Consider the following 17,101-nt stretch of genomic DNA (forward strand, 5'->3'; position numbering starts at 1 on the left):
ATCCCGGCGCGACAGCATGGCGAGCATCGAGCATCTCGTCGCCCTGGGCTACGTCGATCCGCACGACTTGGCGCGCATGCACGCCGAGGGCGAGCGCTGCCACGCTGCAACGCTCAGTCTCGCGCAGGCGCAGATCGACGCGGGCGAACTTGGCGAAGCTCGCGACGCGCTGACGGAACTTGCAGGGGCGGCCCCCGCGTGGACGGCGCCGCGACGACTGCTGGCGCAGGTCGAAGTGCAATCGGGACGCGCTGCCGAAGCAATCTCGCATCTTGATTGGCTCGAGGAGCATGGCGTCGAGCACGCCGAGCTCGCCCTGCTTCGCGCGGCGGCTGAGCTGCGCCGCCGCCGTTTCGACGACGCCCTGGCCGCGGCCGAGTACGCCCGCGCGCTCCGTGAGCCTTTCCCCGCGGCCGACGTGGCGATCGGCGTCGCACACCTCCGCCGCGGTCGCATCGCCGCGGCCGCCGAGGCGTTCGAGCAGGCCCTTGGCGAGGAGCCGCATCGCACCGACGCGTTGGCAGGCATGGCGGCCGTCGCGCTGCGTCGCGGCGAGCCGGAAGCAGCCGTCGACTTCGCCCTCCGCGCGCTCGACGCCGACATGACCGTCCCGGCAGTCCACCAACGACTGGGGATTGCGCTCGCGCAGCTCGGCAACATGCCCGCCGCCGAGGCGGCGTTTCGCACCGCGGCGACCCTTGGCCCGCGATTGGCCGGGCCTTGCCGTCGATTGGCGCGGCTCGCCGAGGAGCGCGGCGACCACGCCGCCGCCGCTGCGATGCGGCAGCAGGGGCGAGAATTGGTTCGCCGAAGACGAGCCGCCGCCAAGTCGACGACCGTTACTCCGACCCGTCCCGCTTGACGATCGGCGAACCGTCGACGGAACGCGCCATCAGCGCCCAGGTGCGCGTCGTCATCCCCCCCAGTTGCGCGGCGAATCGCCGCGTGTCCTGGTAATGATCAAACGACGAGAAGTGGAACCGCACCACTCCGATCGCCTGGGCCCCCTGGCACGCTTCCAACTTCAACCACGCGTTCGCCCAGTCGTTCCGCAACTCGGGGGCGACGATCACGGCGTCGACGGCCGCGGCGTCGCGTGCCGTCCGGTGGGCTAGCACGCACCCGACGACTCGCTCTCCCAGGCACAGCACGCGCGAGTAGCGCGGATGAAAGGCGTCGTTCCCCTGCCCGTGGAGCCGTGCGCGCAAGACATCCCGGTCGCCGCCAAGATGAGCCATATGGAACTCGAGCACCTGCTGCCGGTCGGCCGCGTAAAGCGGGACGATCCGCGCCTCGGACGGAATGCGGCCATGCTCGCGCAGCCACGCGACCAGCGGCGCCAGTCGCGGCGCAAACTCGGCGACTGACAACTCGTGTTCCTCGACCGTCTCGACCGCCTCGAACCCCAGTCCGCGCCACGCGGCGAACTCCTCGCTCGCCATATCGACTTTGCGAGCCGAGTAAATCGCATCATCCCCGCAGCGGGCTGCGTATTGCGCCATCGTCGCCACGAGCGCCCTGCCGACGCCGTGGCTGCGGCAGGGAGGGATGACGTGTACCGCCGCGCCGGGCCCTGTCGGAGGCTTGTGGCGGCGCGAGTGGGTGATCGCCGCGGCGCCGACCACGAGGCCACGCTCCCCCTCGACTGCCGTCACGAATCCCGCGACCCCGACCATCCCGGGGAGCAGCATCCGACACGCCTGCGCGTCGTCTGCTGACGCCGAGCGGATCGAAAACCCGCTCTTGGCGATGTCGAACGCAACGGCCGCGGGGCGAGACGGAGCGGTCACGGGCGGAGCCTCGAGCGTTCCGGTGGCAATCCGCGGTGGTTCGTTCCTCGCGGGGAGAGGTTCCAGGCCGTCCTCCCCACGGCAAACGCCAGGAGAAGCATCGCCTGCGATCGCGGCTCCGGCACGCCGAGGGAAACGACGCTCCCGGCGACAACCCCGCCGCTTAGCCCGTACCCGGCCTGCCAGATGGCCAAGTCGAACCCGTCGACCGCCCCGTTTCGATCGCCGTCCCCCGCCGTCCCGTCAGGCGGACCGCCGAATTGCCGCTGCCAGACGAGAAAGTCCTCCCCGTCGACGGCCCCGTCGGCGTCGTAGTCGGCCCGCAGCTCAGCTAGCCGAGGAATCGTCGCCAGATCGAGTCGGTACATCATCTGGTTGTAGTCGTACAACGGGGTTGCCGTCGGGTTGCCCGAGAACGTGTTCGCATACGTCCCCTCGAAATAGATGATGCGGCCCCTCTCCTCGAAAAAATACTCGTGGAGCGCCGGGTTGTAGAAGGTGTAGTCTCCCGTCGTACCGCGATCGTGGGTGACGACCTTGACCGCCTTGTTCCACGGTCCCTCGGGGGTCGGCGCCTCGGCGAACCAGACTTCGCCCAACAGGCTGTCGCCGAACAACTCCGTGCCGATCATCACCCAGCTTTGCCGATCGTCGTTCCACTTGACCGACGATCGGTGGAGCGAGACGTCGCGCCCCGTGGCGGCGTCCTCCAAGCGGAACGGCGACTCGTCCCGCACGAGCAGCCCCTTGGCGACCAGGTCGTTGAGCATTTCGGTGGTGAAGGGATCTGCCCCCTTCTTCCAGCCGAACAGGAGCTTCCCCTGATCGTCGTACTCGAGCGGAGGGTTGGCGGCGTCGTAGCGCGTCCCCGCGGCCAGCGGCGTGAACGCCTCCCACTCGTTGACGTCGGTCACGTGCTGCCAATCGGTCCGCACCCGCACGTTGGGATACGATTGGGCGAAGTAGAGGTAATCGACCCCCGCCGCCGAGTGGTGAAACGCATGTCCCTGCGGCGTGATCGGAGCGTCAATTGCGTACGGCTGAAATCGCTCAAAGGTCTCGGTCGCATCGTTGAACAGCGCGAGCCCCTGTTCGAGCATGTTGAAGTTCGCCGAGCCCGGCTCGATCCTCGAGAATCGGGCAAGCATCCGTTCTTCGCCGGCGGCGTCAAGAATGGTGAACAGCCCGTCGATCCAAATCGGCCCCGGGTCGGCCAGCGGCATCATCTCGCGAGCCGAACCGGCGGAGTTTACGAAGTACTGCAAGTCGACTCCGACGCCGGGCGCCAATCCCCCTTGCTCCGGCACCTGCGACCGCGCCCCGGAGGTGCGGAAGTTGCCGAAGCCGACCTCGTACAGCGTATCCCCCCAGAACCAGTGGAGCTGTCCCCGGTAGATTGCCGTCTGCACCGAGTCCTGTCCGCGGACGTTGGCGTTGTGCAACGGCTGGGCGATCGGCGCCGGCTGCCCAGCCGCGACCGTATGACCGTAAATCTCGGGACCCGTGACGCGGTAGAGCCGCTCGGCCAGATTGCGGCGATCGATCGCCATTTGCGTCGTCTCGCCCGGGGTGGTTTGAATCGTTCCGCCCCGTTCCGAATAGCCGTAGCTCCGCACGCCCCAAAACGTGTTCTTGTTCAAGAGCGCGGGATCGGTGATCGTCGCCAACCCGTTGCTGTCCGTCAGGATCAGCGGCCCCTGCCACGGGGTGAGTTCAACCAACGGCACGCCGCGCCCTGTCTCGGAATCGACGACTTGAATCACAAACGGCTGAGCCCAGGCCGCCACGGCCCCGCCGCAGACGGCAGTCCCAACCAATGCGAGTCGCGTTCCGTACGCTCGCCGATGGCGAACTCGCCCCCGGCGCCGTGTCGCGAGCGAATACAAGAGGCAAGCGAAAGTCGCGGCGACGAGACGATTCACCAAACTAGCCTCGCGACAAGATCGAGACGAGCGTCGCTTCGGCGTCCCGCCCGGGGCGATTCATGCCGAAACTCAGTTGCCATTGTAGTCGCAAGCCGCCCCGGCCGCACGCGTTCGAGCGAATCACTCGGACAACGAGGGCCTGGGCCCCGAGGGCGCTGGCGCCGGCCGCCGCGTCTCGACTGCAGGGGGCGATTGCAGCCGCGCGAGTAGCGCCTGCGGATCGCAGGTCGGAGCGAGCATCTCGATCGCCAACAGGACGGCTCCCAAAACAGGAGGGGCCTGACCGGCGACAAGCTCGGCCTTCGGCAATCGTGCTGCCAACGCGGCGCGCAGCGGCCCGAGAAACGCCTCTCCCGCGTCGACCAGTCCCCCGGTCGCAGCGACCGGGATCCGCAGCAGCACGTCGTCGAACGCCAATCTGTGCGACACCGTCGCGGCGAGTTCGGCCAGTTCGGCGACCCCGGCGTCGATGATCCCCCGCGCGACGGCGTCGCCCTGCTCCGCCTCGGCGACGACCAACCTCGCGAGCTCGGCGATCTCGCTCCGCGTCATTCCGTCAAGTTCCACGCGCGCCAGCAAATGAAGCGGCGATTCCAGACTTAAGCCCGCCAGGACCGCCGGAGTAAGTTTCGTCGCCGGGCCGCGACCGTCGAACTCCCGGGTCGCGGCGATCATCGCTTGCAGGCCGAGCCAATGGCCGCTGCCGACGTCGTCGAGCGTGGGTCCCCATCCCCCGGACTTCCAACACCGCCCTTCGGCGTCGCGCCCGTAACAAGACGAACCGGTCCCGGCGATAATCACGATCCCCTCGCGTCCGCCAAGGCAACCCTGATGGGCGATTCGCAAGTCGTGATCGACGCCGATGCGATCGCGCGGCGCCCAGGGCGCGACCTCGACGACCGCTCGGATCGCGGCCTTGTCCTCGGGCGTAACGATGCTCCCCAGCCCGAGAAAAATCGCCGCCAGCGGCTGCGCCGCGCATCCCGCAGCAACCCGTGCGCGCTCGAGCGCGAGATTGAGATTCGCCGCAAACCCCGCGGAGCCGACGTCGTGGTAGTTGCCCGAGCCGGCTTCGCCGATCCCCAGCAGGCGTCCCTCGACGGACGCCAACGCCACGCGAGTTCGCGTCCCGCCGCCGTCCGCTCCTGCGACAATCGCCGTCATCGTCGGTGCTCGAAATTCAATGGCCAGGCGCGGATCACGATCGCGTTAACGCAACGGCGACTCGAACTGCGGACGGGGCATCCGCGGTTGCGGAGCGGAGCACGTGGAGCCGCGGACGACAAGCTCAGCGTCGATCACGATCTGTCGCGGCTCGCGGTCGGTCCCCGTGATCTGCGCCGCCATCGCCTCGTAAGCGGCATGCACGAACGGTTGAATCGGCAGCCGAATGGTCGTTAGCGGCACCGGCAGCAGTTCGGCAATCGGGTCGTCGTCGAAGCCCGCCAGCCTCACGTCGACGCCGATCCGCAGCCCGTGAGCCATCAGGTGTCGCCCCAACAGCGCTGCGTAGCGGTCCATCTTGCAGATGATTGCATCGGGACGGCCGTCGTCGAGGATGCGGTCGCAAAAATCGCGCGTGAGGTCAATCTCGTCTGCGGCGAACACCAATTCGGAATCAACCGTCAACCCGTGCAAACGATGGGCCTCGTGATACCCGGCCAGCCGATCGGCGACCGCGGTCGAAACCTCCGGAATCCCCACGAAGGCGATGCGCCGCGCCCCTTGATCGAGCAGGTGGCTCGTCAGCAGCGCGCTGCCGCGGCGATTGTCGTACCCGATGCGGGTGTAGTTGCTGCGCCCGGGATAGGGCACAATGTCGCGGTCGATCAGCACGATGCGGCTGCCGGACCTGAGCAGCTTCTCGACGGCGCGGACATTGAGTTGCATCTCCTCGCGCGGCAACTCGGCCGGATAGTAGAACACGCCGTCGACGCCGCGCTCGACGAGCGCGTCGACCGAGGCCATGACCCGCTCCTCGAGCGTTGCGCCCCCGGCGAGACACTGCAGAGACAACGTCGACCGGCGGGTGCTAGTAAGATCGGCCAGATATTGGTGAATGAGCCCCTCGACGTAGGGGAGCCCCGCTCCCGACTCGACCCAAGGGACGAAGAAAGCCAGTTCCAGGTGCTCGGCCACCGACGCGGTGGCGCAGACATACGTCCCCGAGCCGCGGCGACGGGTGAGGAATCCCTGGATTTCGAGGTCGCGGAGAGCGCGCGAGACCGTGGTCCGAGAAACGGCGAATTGCCGCATTAACTGGGCCTCTGTCGGCAGCTTCGCCCCAGCCCGCAGTCCGCCCCCCTCGATCTGCGACCGGAGCGAGTCGTAAATCAGCCGATAGCGAGGTTTCTCGGCCACTTGATCAGTTCCGGGGGTACGCGGCGTGCTGAGGTTGTTGTGGCGAATCGACTGCCGCTGCAGAAAAGTAGGCGTTTCAATCCTAGTCCGCGGATCGGCATGTTGCAATGACATGTCTGACAATTAGATCGATCCTATAGTTCTTATATGCATTGCTTTTTCAATGCCGGCGAGTATCCTACAAACGGTTTCACGGGGCGGCTGGCAAGGTCTTCCGGGCCCTGTGTCCGGTAGGCCTCGTCCTCCCTGCCGATCTGCCGGCCGGCATCGCAAAGTGTATCGTTCGGAGCCTCATTGATTCGGCTCCCGGCTGCCTCCGCCACGGGTGCAACTCTTCCGCGGAGAACTTGTCATGCTCAAGTCGATCTCGCTCACGCTCTGCCTGGGGTGCGCGGCTTGGCCGCTTGCCGCGGCGCTGGTCGCGGCCGAGGAGTCGGTCTCAACCCCGCGCGGGGTGCCGGCGCTGGACGACTTGACGAGCAAGTGGCTCGACGTGGCCGAGTTGGCCCACATGCCGACGCTCCACAACTTCCACGAGATGGCGGCCTGCGCCCCCGACCTCGTCGGCGTCCACTCCAACCCGGGCGAGCAGCTGTTCGACTGGCCGACCGGCCCGCGCTGGTTTCGCTATCGCTCGCTGCCGTTGGTCGAACTGACTGTCGACGGCGCGAAGCTCGACAGCCAATCGTGCCGATGGGATCCGCATCAGGCGCTGCGCAAGGCGACCGTCGACGGGCTCGTCGTCGAGACGGCCGTCCGACTCCCATTCGAGGGGCCTGGGATCTTGTACGAGATCCGCCTGACGAATGAGTCGCCGCTCTTGCAGACGCCGGCCCTCGGATTGACGTTGCCCGGCCGCCTTGCACAGGTCAAAGACGGGGCGGCGGCGTATGGTCGCTTAGACGAGTATTCGCTCGACTTCGCCCACGCAATCGCTGGTCAGGAGACTGAGTTGCACTCCCGCGACGGCGCTGTCGCAGCAACTTGGTCGCAGCGACTCGAGCCTGGCGCATCGGCAGTTTTGCGATTCGTGGCGGCTCACGGCGAGAAGGGCGCTCCGGCCGACGAAGCGGCTTCGGCGCGCCTCGCAATCGACTTGGCCCGCAGGTTCGACATCGCCTGGGACGAAGCAAAGACCGGCTGGCAAACTCGCTGGGCGCAGGCGTTCACCCCGGGCAACGCCCACTTCTCCGGCAACTTGCCCGAGTTGCAGACCGACGATGCGGCACTCCGCGAGATCTACTACCGCAGCGTCCTGACGCTGCTGGCGCTCCACCGCACGAACCTCGCTTTGTGCGATCGCGTATTCATCACCAGCGGCGAGCGGGACAAAGGGGTCGTCTTCTTCTGGGACACTTCGATGTGGTCCAAGGTGTTCGCCCTCTTGGAACCGCGCGGCCTCAAGGAGCACCTGCGATTGTTCCTGCAGTGCGATCCCCACCGCGGCCCTGTGTGCAATCTGGCCGATGGCAGTCAGTGGGACGGCTGGTACGCCGCGAACGATTTTACGATCTTCCAACTGGCGGCCAACTATCTGGCCGTCACGGGCGATAGCGATTTTCTGGACGAATCCCTCGGCGACGCCGCGGTCCTCGAGCGCATGGAACGACTCGCCACGAATTGGAAGACGCTGCAGCGAGACAAGTCGGTCCTGCTTGCCGACTACGGCGAGAACGAGAACTTGCTCGAGTGCGCCCCGGCGTACGTTCACCGTGTCCCGTCGTTCAACGCGGCTAACGTCTGGATGATGCGCACCGTCGCCGACTTGCACGCAGTGCGAGGCGACGACGCCCGAGCCGCCGAACTGCGGGCCGAGGCCGACGCGCTCGCTCAGTCGGTGCTCGATCTGTACAAGCCGGGGGACGGCGTGTGGCACGCGCTCCACCGCGACGGCCGCAAAGTCGAATTGCGGCACTGCTACGATTTCGTCACCGTCGGTCGGACGATGACTCCGGACCTTACCCCTGCGATGCGGTCCGAGATGGTCGACTTCGTCCGCCGCGAGTTGCTGACCGACCGCTGGATGCGGGCGATGTCGCCGCGGGACGAAGCGGCCCAGATCTCCGATCGCCCCGACCACGGCCCGATGGGTGCGTTCGACGCTTGGCCGGCGCTGACGGTCGATACGATGTGCGTGCTGGGCGCCTGGGGCCCGGCGGTCGAGTTCCTGCGCAGTACGCAGCAGGTCCTCGACGAGGGGGCGTACGCCCAGGCCCGCGAATTCTACGGACCGCGGCGGCTCGAACACGACGCCCCCGTGCGAATCGCCATGCGGGGGGCCTGTATGCGGGAGTGCGTTGGCGGCGGCGCGTTCGCCGAGGTGATCATCGGCACGCTGTTCGGGTTCAGCCCCAGCTTCACGGGCGAGTTGGAATTGCTGGAACCATCGACCGACCGCGGCGTCCGCGGTGCTCTTCACGGCGTGCGCTTCGGCGGCAAACTCTGGGAGATCCGCAGCGAGGACACGGGAGTCGCCCTCCGGGAACTCCCGTAACGGGTACTGGCGTCCGCCGACACGACCGGGCTCAGCAAGAACGGCAAATAACACGACTCGATAAGGATTCCGTCGGAACGATCCCATCGCCTCGCACATGGTGTCATGCCGTCGGTAAACGATCGCCGGGACCGAAGAGCAATCACCGACGCCATCCGCGTCATTCACGGTTGCTCGGAACTCACATAGCCGCCGTCTCGCTGAGCCCCTGAACAACCGTTTTGCAGAGCAGGCCGAGGACCGACGATGCCCGACTACCCCTTGATGAACCAGGCGCTCTACGAGGGACAGGCTCCGCAGATTGAAGCGATGACCCGCGCGGCGCTCAACGAGGGTCGCGGCCCTCACGAGGTGCTCCAGGAGGGACTCATCGCAGGCATGAGCGTCGTCGGTGAGGATTTCAAGCATAATCGGCTCTATGTACCCCAAGTGCTGGTGGCCGCACGAGCCATGAAAGCCGGGATGGGGGTTCTTAAGCCCCTGTTGTCCGCCGGCGGCGAATCGAGGTCTCTCGGGACCGTCGTTATGGGGACCGTCAAAGGGGACCTCCACGACATCGGCAAGAACCTTGTCTGCATGATGGCCGAAGGGGCGGGGTTCACCATTGTCGACCTCGGGGTCGACCAGTCGGCCGAAAAGTTCATCGCCGCGGTCCGCGAGTACGACGCGGGAATCGTCGGCATGAGCGCTCTGCTGACCACGACCATGCCCTACATGAAGGTGGTCGTCGACGCCCTCAAGAACGCGGGCCTCGAACACGTGAAGGTCTGCGTCGGCGGCGCGCCGGTCAGCGAGATGTTCGCCGAAGAAATTGGCGCCGACGGCTATGGCGCCGACGCCCCCCGAGCGGTCGAACTGTTCAAAGAGTTGTATCCTGTGGCCGTGTGACGGCCCCTTGACCGGTTCGGCTTACTTCCCCAAGCAATCCGAAATCATCGTGGCGGCACAAGTCGACCTTAATGCGCAGTCATGCTCGGCCGAGGAGGGCGAGTCGCTGTTCGCATGCGCCGAACGCCTCGGCGTGCGAGTGCCGACTTCGTGTTACATGAACGGCAAATGCCGGGAGTGTCTCGTCGAAGTCGTCGCGGGAGGAGAGTCGCTCTCGCCGCCGACAGCCAGCGAGGCGCACCTCCGCGACGGCTTTCGCTTGGCATGTCAGGCCCGCGTTGCGGCTCCGGACGCGACGATCCGTTGCCGCACGCTTCGCCGCGGGACGATGCGAATTGAGCACTCCGCCGCGACGGGCTTCGCCGGCGCCGGCGCGGCGTCGCTCGACCCCGCGGTCACTCGCGTCGCCAAGCAGGTGCTGCTCGACGGCCGCCCCCTGACGCAGGCCAGCGGACCGCTGTTAGGCTTGGCGATCGACGTGGGGACGACCACGGTCGTCGTCCGGTTGGTCGATCTCGAGACCGGCGTGATCCGTGCCGTGCAATCGTTCGAGAACCCGCAGCGCTTCGCGGGGAGCGACGTTATGGCCCGCATCCGCTACGACGGCGAGAACCGCGGCCGGCTGCTGCAGCGGACCCTGCTGGCTTACCTGGGGCACGCGATCGAAGAATTTGATTGCGACCCGGCCGCCATCTACGAGGCAATCGTCGTCGGCAACACGACGATGCGCGATCTCGTGTTCGGACTCGACGTTCAGTCCGTCGGCCAGCGGCCCTATCGCTCGCTGACTGAGCACGAACTCGCCGAAGGCCGCAGGACGTCGACGACGCTGTTCGCCACGGGCAAGGACCTGCGGCTGCCGATCCACCCGCAGGCGCACGTCGTCGGATTGCCGATCGTGGGGGGGCATGTTGGGGCCGACGCGGCGGCGTGCTTGCTGGCGGTCGGATTGCTCGACGAGGACCGCACCGTTGCCGTGATGGACGTGGGAACGAACACGGAACTGGTGGTCGGCAATTCCCGCCGGCTGCTCGCCGCCTCGTGCCCCGCGGGGCCGGCGTTCGAGGGAGGCGCCATCGCCTGCGGCATGCCGGCTCTCGACGGGGCGATCGAATCGATCCGCCTCTCGGCCGACGGCGTCCCGTCGCTGCGAACCATCGGCGACGCGCCCCCCGAGGGAATCTGCGGCTCGGGGCTCATCGCCGCACTCAGCGAGCTGCTGCGCACCGAGCGGATCGATCGCTTCGGCCGGTTCGTCAACGGCGATCACTGCTTCGTGTTCGACGAGGCCCGGAACGTGTATCTCGCCGAGTCCGACGTCAGCGAGTTGGCCCAAGCCAAGGGCGCCAACGCCGCGGGCCTGCAGATCGTTCTCAAGCGGTACGGCATCGGACTGGCCGGACTCGATCGGTTCTACCTTGCCGGCGGTTTCGCCCGGCATATCGACGTCGACGCCGCGCGGCGGATCGGGCTCATTCCTAACATGCCCGACGACCGAATCGTCCAGATCGGCAATGCGGCAATCGAGGGGGCGACCTTGGCTCTCTGCTCCATGAGCGCCCGACGTCGCCTGGAACAGTGCGTCGCGCAGATCGAGCACGTGGAACTCGAAACCGATCCGGATTTCTTCGATCGCTTCGTCGACGGCTGCCAACTGGCGCCGCTTGAGCAACTGACGCCCGCTCCATGACCCAAGTCCTCCGCTTACGACCGACGCCCGCATGGCAGGCCCTCGATACGACCGAGGACCCGCCCGCGGAGTTGGTGCGCCGTCACCTGGGCGTCCCGAGCGAGGCCGAATGGGAAACTCGGTTCGACGAGTTGCTCGAGCGCACCCGCCGCTGGTATCGCGCCAACGCTCGGCCCTGGGCGATCCTGCGGCGTCGGCCCGTCGTGCGGATCGACGACCCCGCGATCCGTCTCGACGCCGAGCATGTGCTGACAAGTGCGACGCTCGCACGGAGTTTCTCCCGCGGCGGGGTCGACGAGGTCGTTTTGTTCGGCGCCACTGCCGGCGCCGAGGTCGATCGTCGACTCGCCGACATGTGGCAAGCAGGTCGCCCCGACGAGGCGATGTTCCTGAACGCCTGGGCGATCGCCGTTGTGGAGCACCAGCGGGCACAGGCCGAGCAGCTTGTGCGATCGGAGGCCGCCCGCCAGGGGCGCGTGGCGCTCCCCCGCTACTGTCCCGGCTATCCCGGGTGGGAGCTGGCCGATCAAGCGGCGCTCTTTACCGCAATGTGCGACGGCGACGCTCGCGACCATCACGTTCCGATCGAAGTCCTCCCCTCCGGCGGCCTGACCCCGGCCAAGTCGACCCTGGCGGCGTTTGGCGTCGCTCCAGCGACTGCGACGGGCCAAACCCTGGACTGCGTGCGGGACTTCGCGATCCAAGTCGATCGGCCAACCGCCGCAATGCAGCCGCCGCCGGCGTACGCGTTCCCTCTCAAAACGCTCTCTCTGTGGCGCACCAAGCGGCTGACGATCACCGGGGGCGGTTCTGCTGGCGACTCCGGACGCTCCGTCGCCGCCGTGTTTCGCTTCGACGGCTCGACCTGCACGAACATGGGCGTGCCGCTGGCGTTCGAGTACCGCGTCGAATTGCAGCGAGAGCTCGGCGGCGCCTATCGCATCGTCGGTTGCGACTGCGCCCCCGCAGCCGATCGCCCCGGGTATCAGTCGATGTGCCGCTACCTCGACGCTCCCCGACAGTACATGGACGAATTGGCCGCCTATCGTCCGCTCGTGGGAAGCCTTCTCGACGAAGCCCTCGCCTGGAACCCGCCCACGAGTCCTGCGGGGTGCCTTTGCTCGCAGGCCAGCCAGGATCACAAGTGGCGAGCCGTGTTTCACACCATTCACTTTGCACTCAACGGCCATGAGCAACCGATTGCTTGAAGCGATCCGCACGCGCACCTTGCTGGGGGACGGTGCCATGGGGACCCAACTCCAACTCGCGGGGCTTGAACCCGGGGGCTGCGGCGAGGCCTGGAACGTGCACCACCCGGAACGCGTGCTCGAGATCCAGCGCCGCTATGTCTCCGCAGGATCCGACTGCCTCATCACCAACACCTTCGGCGGGTCGCGGATCATGCTCGCCCGCCACGGTCATGTCGACCTCGTCGCCGAGATCAACGCCGCCGGGGCGCGGATCGCCCGCGAGGCGTTCGGTGCCCGCGAGGGCTTCGTCATTGGCGACATCGGCCCCTTTGGCGGGCTCATGGAACCGTACGGCGAGGTCAAGGAGCAGGAGGTCCGCGACGCGTTCCGCGAACAGGCCGACGCGCTGGTCGCGGCCGGGGTCGACGCAATCATCATCGAGACGCAGACCGCGTTCGAGGAACTGGGCGTCGGAATCGAGGCAGCCAAGGCAGCGGGCGCCACGTGCGTCATCGGCTCGATGGCGTACGACGTCACGCTCGATCGTTCCGAAATCCGCACCATGATGGGGATCTCGCCCGAGGAAGCGGCCCAGTTTATGGAGCAGGCGGGCGCCGACGTCGTGGCGATCAATTGCGGCGCGGGGATCGACGCTCGCTGGGCGACCCGCGCCGTCGAAACGTACCGCCGCGTCTGCAAACTTCCGACGATGGCCCAGCCCAACGCGGGGACCCCCGAGCTCGTCGACATGCAGGTCGTCTACCGCCAGACCCCCGAGCAAATGGCCGCCGATCTGCCGGCGCTGCTCGACGCGGGCGCCAACATCGTCGGCGGCTGCTGCGGCAGCACGCCCGACCATATTCGCCGGTTCCGAGAAATCATCGACGCACGATCGTGACAGGCGGCGGTCAGCAATTCGTCCTCAGGCGCCCGTGCGGAGAACAACTATGAAGTACCAACTTGTCGCCGAAAACGTCGCGGCTGAGGCGCTGCTCCCTCCCGCTGCGGCGGACGGTTCTGGGATCGGCGTCAACTATTGCGACGCCTATGTCAAGCCGCTGAACATGACCATCGACGGCGGACCACAGGTTGCTTGCAAACGCAAGGGGCTCAAGATCATCCTCACGGTCGGCGCGCGGACCGGGGAAGCGATCATGCGCCGGGCCGACCACGGCCCCGACCCGCGAAACATTCTTCGCCACGCACTTGAAGCCGCGGCTGCGGCGGCAGGGGCGCGGATCGGCGTCGAAGACGGCGTGGTCTGGTTGGAAGTCTGAAGGACTCGCTCGCGCTGCTTCGGAGCCAGGACGATGACCCGCTTGCGAACGAATCTCAAGCCTTCTTCAGGCCCGGGCCCCCGGTTCGTTGTCGTCGTGCTGGCGATTCTCGGCCCGACAGGACTCGTCGGCCGTGCCGCCGACGGCGCGGAGCCGCTCGTCGCTCGGGCGCGGCTCGTGGGGGACTTGTTCCACGACAATCCGTTCCGCATCACCGGTCAAGACGCCGCGACCAGCCTCGTCCTGCCGGACGGCGACGCCCTGTGGACGTTCGGCGATACGATCGAGGGCCCGTTCAACTCGATCCGCAACCTCGACCTGCGCGACAAGCTGTCGAACACGGCCGCAATCGTTCCGCCGCAGAATGCGAAGCACGGCTTGCCGCGGTATCGCTTTCTGACCGCCCCCGATGACCGCCGCTCGCGGCAGATCCTCCCCTTTCGCTCCGACGAGGATCCCGGTCAGTCGCGCATCTGGCCAATGCACGGGCTCTGCACGGGGGAGCATGTCTACCTCTTCTACCACCGCATCTCGCTCAAGCCAGGGGTCGACGTGTTCGACGACTTCACGCTCGACGGCATGGGCCTCGCCCGGGCGAAACTCGGTGAGTTCGCCTTCGAACGACTGACCGCTCCCGACGGATCACTGGAATTCTGGAAGGGAGACCAGCCCGGGTTCGGCGTGTTCGTCGTCGAGCACGAGGGATACGCCTACTTGTGGGGCTCGCAGATGACCGGCATGTTTCTGGCCCGGACGAGGCCCGAATCCGTCGAGGACCTTGCCCGCTACGAATATCTCGTTGACGCCCCGACGGACGCCCGCCCCGACGTGAGGCCGCGGTGGTCGAAAACCTTCCAACCCTCGGCCCCGCTCTTCGACAGCGTGCCGAACGAGATGTCGGCTTCCTACAACGCCCATCTAGGCCGGTTCGTCGCGGTCCACACCCGAATGCGCGAGAATGAAATCGTCGTCCGCACCGCCCCGCAGTTGACCGGCCCGTGGAGCGCAGGCGAAGTCGCGTTTCGCCCCGAGCGCAGCAGCGACGCCGACCTGTTTTATGCCGCGAAAGAGCACCCGGAACTGGCGATCGACGGGGGCCGCGTCATTTACGTCTCGTTCGTCAACTCCGCGACCTATGTCCCGCAACTCGTGGAAGTGGAGTTCCGCCCCTGAGCTGCCGGCATGCGCACCCCCGCGTCGCGGTCTTCCTCACGTGCGAACATACGCCTTGATCGTGGCGCACTCGCTCCCGACGGCTGCCCCGTAGGGACGGATTGTATAGCGCCCCACGGCGGCGGGCACGATGAACGTCTCGGCATAGTGCACGACCAGCGGGGGAAACTCCCCGGCGGGACTTTCGACGATCGCCTCCGCCCCCTCGACGAGGTTGAGCACGTTCACGCCCCCCCCCGTCTCGTGCTCCACCGGCGCTGTGAACCAGTGGCGACGGGTCTCAATAAACTCGCTCTCGTGAAGCCCGGTCCGCTCCTCGCGCCACCCCGGGCCTGCGGCCAAGGGCTCAATGCGATTCACCAGATTCGATTCGACCCACCCCGTCGTGCGATCCCACTGGACGTTCTGCAGGGCATGATCGAGATGCACCGGCCGCGGCCGGCCGTCGAGTCCCAGCCGTCCCCAGTCCCACATTTTGAAGGTGAAGATGTACGGCGTGGCGCTGATTTCCAAAACCATGCCGTTTTTTCCCGAGCAGTGGACCGTCCCCGCGGGGATGAGAAAGTGGTCGTGCTTCCGGGCCGGCCGCTGATTGACGTACGACTCCGCAGGAAACGGACGATCGGCCGAGCGTTGCGCCTCGCGGAGGTCGCGAATCATCGCCTCGGGGTCGATCCCCTCGCGCAGCCCGAGGAACACGGTCGCATCGTCGCCCGCGTCGAGCATGTAGTAACTCTCGTCCTGCGTGTACTGCAGGCCGAAGGTCCGGCGGATGTACTCCGTGAGCGGGTGAACCTGGAAACTGAGATGCCCCCCCTCCATCGTGTCGAGGAAGTCGAACCGAATGGGAAACTCGGCGCCGAACCTTGCGACGACTTGCTCTCCTAGAAGTTCGTTCGGACGCCAGCGTACAAGGTCGAGCGCGGGGAGTTCGAACCGTGTCTCCTCGAGGTCGAACAGCAAGCTGTTCTCCTCGGGGACGCAATCGAAGCACCAGCCGAAGTTCGGCACGCTGCGATCCAGGTCGCAAACCTCCTTCATCCATTGCCCCCCCCACGGCGCGGGGTCGAACAACGGGACGACGCGAAACGGGCGCGTCGCGGCCCGCTCCAGCCCTGCTTCGACCGTCTCGGCCGGCAGCAGCTTTGGCTCGTGCCGTTGATTCGTGTCGAGGAAGAAGTCAATCTCGTCGAACAACCCGAACTTGTGGCGATCGGCGGCGCGCCACTCGACGAAGTACCCCCGCTTGTACTTGCGGAAGAAATCCTCGTCGCCGTTGTCTGCACCCCAGTTGCCCGCGCCGCGACGATATCGCTGCTGAATCTCCCAGCGGGCCATGTCGGCGTAGACGAGGCAACTGCCGCGCGTCACCAGCGCCGCGCCGACGCCGTACGCCAAGAGCAGTCCCTCGGACCACTCGGCCGCCGTCTGTCGAGCGTCCGCGAGCCGCTGCGGATCGAACCACGCTTCCAACTCGATGCCCGACATGACGCCGAAGATGCGATCGTCGGTCAAGTTGTCCGCGATCTGCGCCGCAACGGCCTGCTCGGGCAACTTCAGCTCGAGCGTCTCAATCACGCGACTCGGCTGCAGATGCCGCACGAGCGCCGCGAGCGTCTCGTCGTCGTCAACCCCCGGGTAGGCATCGACGACCAGCACCGCTCCGGTCCGACCGGGTGCGGAACCGACCTGCCGTAGCCGCGCGGCAATCGCCTCCCACCCGGCGCAAAGCTGCTCCGCGCAGTCCGTCAGATCGATCGCAGGGTACTTATCGTACTGAGTCATACGCTTGACCACGGGCTTTGCGGCGAACTTCGACTCCCCCGTTCGGAGCTCCCCATCGCTCTGTTTCAATCAATCCAAGAGTCTGCGCGATTCGCGTCATTCGCGGATGCTCAGAAACACGATCGCTGGCGCCCCCATCGTCTTGGATTGGCTCGGGGCTTCGCAAGAGGTAACCTTGCGGGAAGACGATCGCAGTTGCGGCGTTCATGCGCCGCGGCCGAGATAGGCCATGGCATTTCAGCGAGCGTCTCGCCCCCTTGCCTTGCGGGTCGCATTGGAATCGGGTTCTTCCTCATTCTTGGTGATGGCGCAGCCCGACAGGTGCTCCGAAGTGCCGCCCTCTGAAAAGTTACGGCCGATTCCCACCCCAATTCTCATCGCACTCCAGCTAGCGTCGCTAATTGCTGAGATTCGTTGAAGTTGCGTTCGTCCCAGTCACCAAGAGTGCGGGAGAACCTGGAATCGTGCAGCGCCCGGCGGCTTAAACGTGCAGCGCTGGGTGGGTGCGGGGATGATGCCAGGCCTCCC

13 protein-coding genes are annotated in these 17,101 nt (G+C 66.6%); 8 read left to right on the forward strand and 5 right to left on the reverse strand.

The window, feature by feature from the left end:
• The first annotated feature begins 16 nt into the window (after positions 1-16).
• Complete coding sequence (locus KF688_19595) at positions 17-862, forward strand: tetratricopeptide repeat protein (GenBank protein MBX3427893.1); 846 nt, start codon at positions 17-19, stop codon at positions 860-862.
• Here KF688_19595 and KF688_19600 read toward each other — a convergent pair.
• The 4 genes from KF688_19600 to KF688_19615 form a co-directional block, all read right to left on the reverse strand.
• Positions 840-1,790 carry a GNAT family N-acetyltransferase gene (locus tag KF688_19600; GenBank protein ID MBX3427894.1) on the reverse strand — a complete coding sequence of 317 codons (951 nt, stop codon included), beginning with the start codon at positions 1,788-1,790 and terminating at the stop codon, positions 840-842. The genes KF688_19595 and KF688_19600 overlap by 23 nt on opposite strands.
• Complete coding sequence (locus KF688_19605) at positions 1,787-3,607, reverse strand: hypothetical protein (GenBank protein ID MBX3427895.1); 1,821 nt, start codon at positions 3,605-3,607, stop codon at positions 1,787-1,789. Before KF688_19605 ends, KF688_19600 begins: the two co-directional genes overlap by 4 nt.
• Before the next feature lie 228 nt (positions 3,608-3,835).
• Complete coding sequence (locus tag KF688_19610) at positions 3,836-4,879, reverse strand: hypothetical protein (GenBank protein MBX3427896.1); 1,044 nt, start codon at positions 4,877-4,879, stop codon at positions 3,836-3,838.
• 45 nt (positions 4,880-4,924) lie between these two features.
• Positions 4,925-6,190: a GntR family transcriptional regulator gene (locus KF688_19615; protein ID MBX3427897.1), complete on the reverse strand. Its 1,266-nt coding sequence runs from the start codon at positions 6,188-6,190 to the stop codon at positions 4,925-4,927.
• A 238-nt stretch (positions 6,191-6,428) separates the two neighbouring features.
• Here KF688_19615 and KF688_19620 point away from each other — a divergent pair, with 238 nt between their 5' ends.
• The 7 genes from KF688_19620 (at position 6,429) to KF688_19650 (ending at position 14,788) form a co-directional block, all read left to right on the forward strand.
• On the forward strand, positions 6,429-8,570 hold the full coding sequence (locus KF688_19620; GenBank protein MBX3427898.1) for a hypothetical protein: 2,142 nt from the start codon (positions 6,429-6,431) through the stop codon (positions 8,568-8,570).
• 246 nt (positions 8,571-8,816) lie between these two features.
• On the forward strand, positions 8,817-9,458 hold the full coding sequence (locus KF688_19625; protein ID MBX3427899.1) for a corrinoid protein: 642 nt from the start codon (positions 8,817-8,819) through the stop codon (positions 9,456-9,458).
• A 7-nt stretch (positions 9,459-9,465) separates the two neighbouring features.
• Entirely contained in the window at positions 9,466-11,148 is a 1,683-nt protein-coding gene (locus KF688_19630) for a DUF4445 domain-containing protein (protein ID MBX3427900.1), read from the forward strand.
• A complete protein-coding gene (locus tag KF688_19635) occupies positions 11,145-12,356 on the forward strand; it encodes a hypothetical protein (protein ID MBX3427901.1) in 1,212 nt (403 codons plus the stop codon). The genes KF688_19630 and KF688_19635 overlap by 4 nt, the downstream gene beginning before the upstream one ends.
• Positions 12,337-13,236: a homocysteine S-methyltransferase family protein gene (locus tag KF688_19640; protein MBX3427902.1), complete on the forward strand. Its 900-nt coding sequence runs from the start codon at positions 12,337-12,339 to the stop codon at positions 13,234-13,236. The genes KF688_19635 and KF688_19640 overlap by 20 nt, the downstream gene beginning before the upstream one ends.
• A 49-nt stretch (positions 13,237-13,285) precedes the next feature.
• Positions 13,286-13,615: a hypothetical protein gene (locus tag KF688_19645; protein ID MBX3427903.1), complete on the forward strand. Its 330-nt coding sequence runs from the start codon at positions 13,286-13,288 to the stop codon at positions 13,613-13,615.
• Positions 13,616-13,648: 33 nt separating this feature from the next.
• On the forward strand, positions 13,649-14,788 hold the full coding sequence (locus tag KF688_19650) for a DUF4185 domain-containing protein (GenBank protein ID MBX3427904.1): 1,140 nt from the start codon (positions 13,649-13,651) through the stop codon (positions 14,786-14,788).
• A 36-nt stretch (positions 14,789-14,824) separates the two neighbouring features.
• Here KF688_19650 and KF688_19655 read toward each other — a convergent pair whose 3' ends face one another.
• The gene (locus KF688_19655; protein MBX3427905.1) at positions 14,825-16,573 is read right to left on the reverse strand and encodes a class I mannose-6-phosphate isomerase; all 1,749 of its coding nucleotides are present in this window, start codon (positions 16,571-16,573) and stop codon (positions 14,825-14,827) included.
• Positions 16,574-17,101: the final 528 nt, after the last annotated feature.

Source organism: Pirellulales bacterium, assembly GCA_019636345.1.
In the GTDB taxonomy this organism is placed as follows: Bacteria; Planctomycetota; Planctomycetia; order Pirellulales; family Lacipirellulaceae.